Below are 4,215 nucleotides of genomic sequence, written 5' to 3'. Positions count from 1 at the left end.
TCTTGGGGGGGGGAGGGAAGGGTTTTGGGTTGTGGGTTTTTACTCGCGGCGGGGGGGGGGGGCGGTGCCGAAAAAGCCACTTTCGGGACGTCAGGCGTCGCGAAAGTGGCTTTCGCGCCCTGCCACCTCCGCCTTACCCCGCAAATAACCCGGATCGCCACTCACGACCCACCCGGTACGAGGATTGACCGCTCAGCGCGTGCCGGATGTTGACGATGTAAGAAAACGGGACGTTGAGTGTCCCGATTCCTACATCCTCGAGGGGCGTTCCGGTCGCGGTGCTTGATCGACGGAGGATCGGAACACTCAACGTCCCCGATCCTCCGTCGATCAAGCACCCACCACCGAGCAGGAGGACGGTCAGTGCCCGGAACCCTCCACGCCCACACCACCCAGCCCGAGCGAAGAATTGGCACCCCGGGACGAATTCGCGGCACCACCGCCCGGAGCGACCTGACAAATCCCGGCATCCGTTTGACAACGCCGTTTTCGCGGGGCCATCGTCCTGCGCATGAGCGCTTACACGCGGCAGGCGATGGCGCGGCTGTTCGACCGGACGGCGGAGACCTACGACGCTCTCGGCGTCGACTTCTTCGGCGTTTTCGCCACGGAACTGCTCGACCGGGTCGGGCTCACGTCCGGCGATCGGGTGCTGGACGTCGGTTGTGGGCGTGGCGCGGTGCTGTTCCCGGCGGCCGAGCGGGTCGGCGCGGGTGGATCGGTGCTGGGTATCGACCTGTCCGCGGCGATGATCGGCCGCACCGCGAAGGACATCGAAGACCGCGGGCTCGCCAACGCCTCGGTTTCCCTTATGGACGCCCAAGAACCGACACTGGACGAGGCCGCGTTCGACGTCCTCCTCGCTTCGTTCGTGGTGTTCTTCCTGCCGGATCCGGTCGCCGGCCTGCGGTCGTGGCATCGTCTGCTCGCACCCGGCGGCCGGATGGGCGTGACGACGTTCGGCGCCGACGATCCCCGGTGGTCGGCCGTTCGCGAGGTGTTCAAACCGTTCGTACCGCCGGAGCTGGCCTGGACCCTGGCCGTCAGGTCCGGCCTGTTCGCCACCGTCGATGGTTTCGGCCAGGCCGTGGAGTCGGCGGGCTTCACCGGTGTCACGTCCGTGGAACGCGTCTATCCGGTGAAGTTCGCCGACCCCGGGCACTGGATCACCTGGTCCTGGTCGCACGGCCAGCGGATGTTCTGGGAGCTGATCCCGGAAGACCGCCTCGACGCCGTGCACCGGGCCGTGCTCGCGGAGCTCGATCCCCTCCGCGAACCCGACGGGAGCGTGGTGCTGGCGCAGACCGTGCGCTACACCGTCGCCCACCGCGGTTGACGGCTTACAGCGCGAGCCTCGGCCAGGACTCCGTGTCCCGCGACAGCCGCCTGTCGTGCGTGGCGATCACCACCGCGGCCGGGGTCACCTCGAGTGCGGCGGTCAGCTCGTCGACGAGCGTGGCGGAGAGGTGGTTGGTCGGCTCGTCCAGCAGGACCACGTGCGGACGGCGGGCCAGCACCAGCGCCAGGTCCAGCCGCCGCCGGGCGCCGACCGACAGTTCGGCCACCGGACGGTGCCGGTCGTAACCGGCGAGCAGGCCCAGCTCGCCCAGGCCCGGCCCCGGAACCCCGGCCCTGGCGAGCTGTTCGTCGTACAGCTCGATCGCCGTCCGCCTGGCGGGCAGGTCGGACTCCTGCCCCAGCCTGCCGATCCGCGCGGACCGGGAGCGGGTGACCGTGCCGGTTCCCGGCTCCACTTCCCCGGCCAGCAAGGCCAGGAGCGTCGATTTGCCCGCACCGTTGGGGCCGGTGACCACCAGTCGGTCGCCGCTTTCCAGCGCCAGATCGACCGGCCGCGTGAGCCGCCCGGCCACCGTCACCCCGGCGGCGCGGAGCAGCGTCGCGCCGCCGTGCGCCGGAAGCTCGGGCATGGCGAACCGGGCGGGCGGCGGCGGAACCGCCACCACGTGCCCGGCCAGCTCTTCCTGCCGCCGGTGGACCGCGCGGACCAGTCCCGGCGCGCGAGTGGCCCGGACATGCCTGCCGGTGCCTTTGGGCGGGCGCCAGTTGTCGCGCAACCGGTTTCGCGCCGCGGACAGGTCGTCCGCCAGGCGTCGCCGCTCGGCGATCTGTTCCGCGTGCGCCGATTCCCAGCGGGCGCGTTCGGCTCGACGAGCCTCGACGTAGGCGGCGTAGCCACCGCCGTAGACCCGCGGCCGGTCGTCACTCGACGGATCGAGGTCGATCACCGTGGTGGCCACGTCCGCGAGCAACGCCCGGTCATGGCTGACCAAGACGACCACGCCCGGGTGGGCGCGCAACCGTTCGGTGAGGTGGTCGAGTCCCGCCGCGTCGAGATGGTTGGTCGGCTCGTCCAGCAGCAGGACGGGATGCCCCGCCCCGAGCAGGCAGGCCAGCCGCACCCGGTGCCGCTGCCCGACCGACAGTGTCCCGAGTGGACGTTCGCGGTCGTCGACGGCGTTCAAGGCGGCCAGTGACACTTCGACACGCCTGTCGGCGTCCCACGCGTCGAGGGCCTCGGACTCCTCCAGCGCGGCGGCGAAGACGTCGTCCGCGCCGGGACGTCCGGCGCTAAGTGCCTCGATGGCGGCTTCCAGACGGACCAGCGCGGCGCGGACGGCGGCCAGTTCGAGGTCGATCAGCGCCCCGACGGTGTCGTTCGCGCCGAGCGGGAGCTGCTGGTCGGCGACACCGGCCGAACCCGAGCGGTGCACCTCGCCGCGGTCGGCGGCCAGGTCGCCGGCGAGCACCCGGAGGAGTGTGGTCTTGCCGCGACCGTTCTCCCCGACGATGGCGACGCGCTCACCCGCGGCGGCGGCGAGGTCGGCCCCGGAGAGCACGGGCCGTCCCCCGAAGGAGAGGTGGACGCCGGACAGGCGGACGTGCGCCGCGCGCACAGGCGCGGGCGAAAGAGGGGATGACATGAAGGAACTGCCTCCAGTGAAAAGTGATGAGCGGGAAAAACGAACTCCGGTACCGCGGCTCGCGGTACCGGTGGAGGCGTCGTTCCTCAGAGGAACAGCAGTTGCTGCATCACGATCACCAGAGTAGGCCAGGTCCGGAGATCCCCGCGTCGAATTTCCGAGCGACGGGAGATCCACACCTTCGCACCAATTCAGCCCCGGTGTTCACGCCACGAAGACCCTCTTCTGCCTGCGCCGATACGTCGCCACTAGCCCGTGAGAACGCCTTCAAACCACCACTTTCGGGGGTCACCCACAGTTGCACCACGGCGGTTGCCGCGATCACCGGTCCGGCTGACGGTGGGTTTCTCAGCAGCATCGTTCGAGAGGAGCACAGGCCGATGGCGAAGACCATGCAGCCGCAGGAACTCATCGACAGCGCCGTGGTCGACCCGACCGGGAACAAACTCGGGAAGGTCGGCAACGTCTATCTCGCCGACGCGACCCGCCAGCCGGAATGGATCACCGTCAAGACAGGTCTGTTCGGCACCAAGGAGAGTTTCGTCCCGCTCTCGGGCGCCCACGCGGACCGCGACGGCGTGCACGTCCGTGTCAACAAGGACGCCGTCACCGACGCGCCCCGGATCGAGGCCGACGGTCACCTGTCCGCGGAGGAGAGCGCGCAGCTCTACAAGCACTACGGGCTGCCGATGCCGCGGACGTCGCCGGACGGCCGGATGGACGACCGGGCGCAGGCGCGACCGGGCGGCACCGGTCGCGACAAGGCCGCGATGAACGCTAGCGCCGGCATGAAGGATCGGGACACCGAGCGCACCATGACGCGCTCGGAAGAGCGGCTGAACGTCGGCACCGAGCAGGTCGAGACCGGCCATGTCCGGCTGCGCAAGTACGTCGTCACCGAGGAGCGGCAGATCACCGTTCCGGTCAGCCACGAAGAAGTGCGGATCGAACGGGAACCGATCACGAAGCCCGGCGGCGAGCGGATGGAGATCGCCGAGGACGAACAGGAGGTCGTGCTGCACGCAGAGAAGCCGGTGGTGAACAAGGAAACCGTCGCGGTCGAACGGGCGAGGCTCAAGACCGAGACCGTCACCGAGGACCAGACGATCTCCGGCAAGGTCCGCAAGGAACAGTTCGAGGTCACGGACGACGAAGGCAAGAAGCACCGCAAGTCTTGACACGGGAGCGGGGGGGGGGGGGGGGGGGGGGGGGCGAAAGGGGGGGGGGGGGGGGGGGGGGGGGGGGGGGGGGGAAAGAAAAAAAAACCCAGAGA

The 4,215-nt window shown here is 69.8% G+C and carries 3 protein-coding genes; 2 read left to right on the top strand and 1 reads right to left on the bottom strand.

All coding sequences use genetic code 11. The annotated features are described in order from the left end of the window. Positions 1-511: 511 nt before the first annotated feature. Positions 512-1,336, top strand: a complete 825-nt coding sequence (locus ACZ6DT_RS19435; RefSeq protein WP_465596737.1) for a class I SAM-dependent methyltransferase — start codon at positions 512-514, stop codon at positions 1,334-1,336. A gap of 4 nt (positions 1,337-1,340) precedes the next feature. Here ACZ6DT_RS19435 and ACZ6DT_RS19430 read toward each other — a convergent pair whose 3' ends face one another. After that, the gene (locus ACZ6DT_RS19430; protein ID WP_465596734.1) at positions 1,341-2,942 is read right to left on the bottom strand and encodes an ABC-F family ATP-binding cassette domain-containing protein; all 1,602 of its coding nucleotides are present in this window, start codon (positions 2,940-2,942) and stop codon (positions 1,341-1,343) included. 380 nt (positions 2,943-3,322) lie between these two features. Between ACZ6DT_RS19430 and ACZ6DT_RS19425 the strand changes: the two genes are divergently transcribed. Next, positions 3,323-4,120, top strand: coding sequence for a DUF2382 domain-containing protein (locus ACZ6DT_RS19425; protein WP_465596731.1), 798 nt, complete (start codon positions 3,323-3,325; stop codon positions 4,118-4,120). Positions 4,121-4,215: the final 95 nt, after the last annotated feature.

It is taken from the genome of Amycolatopsis sp. NPDC041971, from assembly GCF_055588925.1.
This window is presented reverse-complemented; position numbering and strand designations above follow the sequence as displayed.

Coding starts and splice junctions, on each gene's coding strand:
- ACZ6DT_RS19435 (WP_465596737.1), top strand. CDS start 512: ATGAGCGCTTACACGCGGCAGGCGATGGCGCGGCTGTTCGACCGGACG.
- ACZ6DT_RS19430 (WP_465596734.1), bottom strand. CDS start 2,942: ATGTCATCCCCTCTTTCGCCCGCGCCTGTGCGCGCGGCGCACGTCCGC.
- ACZ6DT_RS19425 (WP_465596731.1), top strand. CDS start 3,323: ATGGCGAAGACCATGCAGCCGCAGGAACTCATCGACAGCGCCGTGGTC.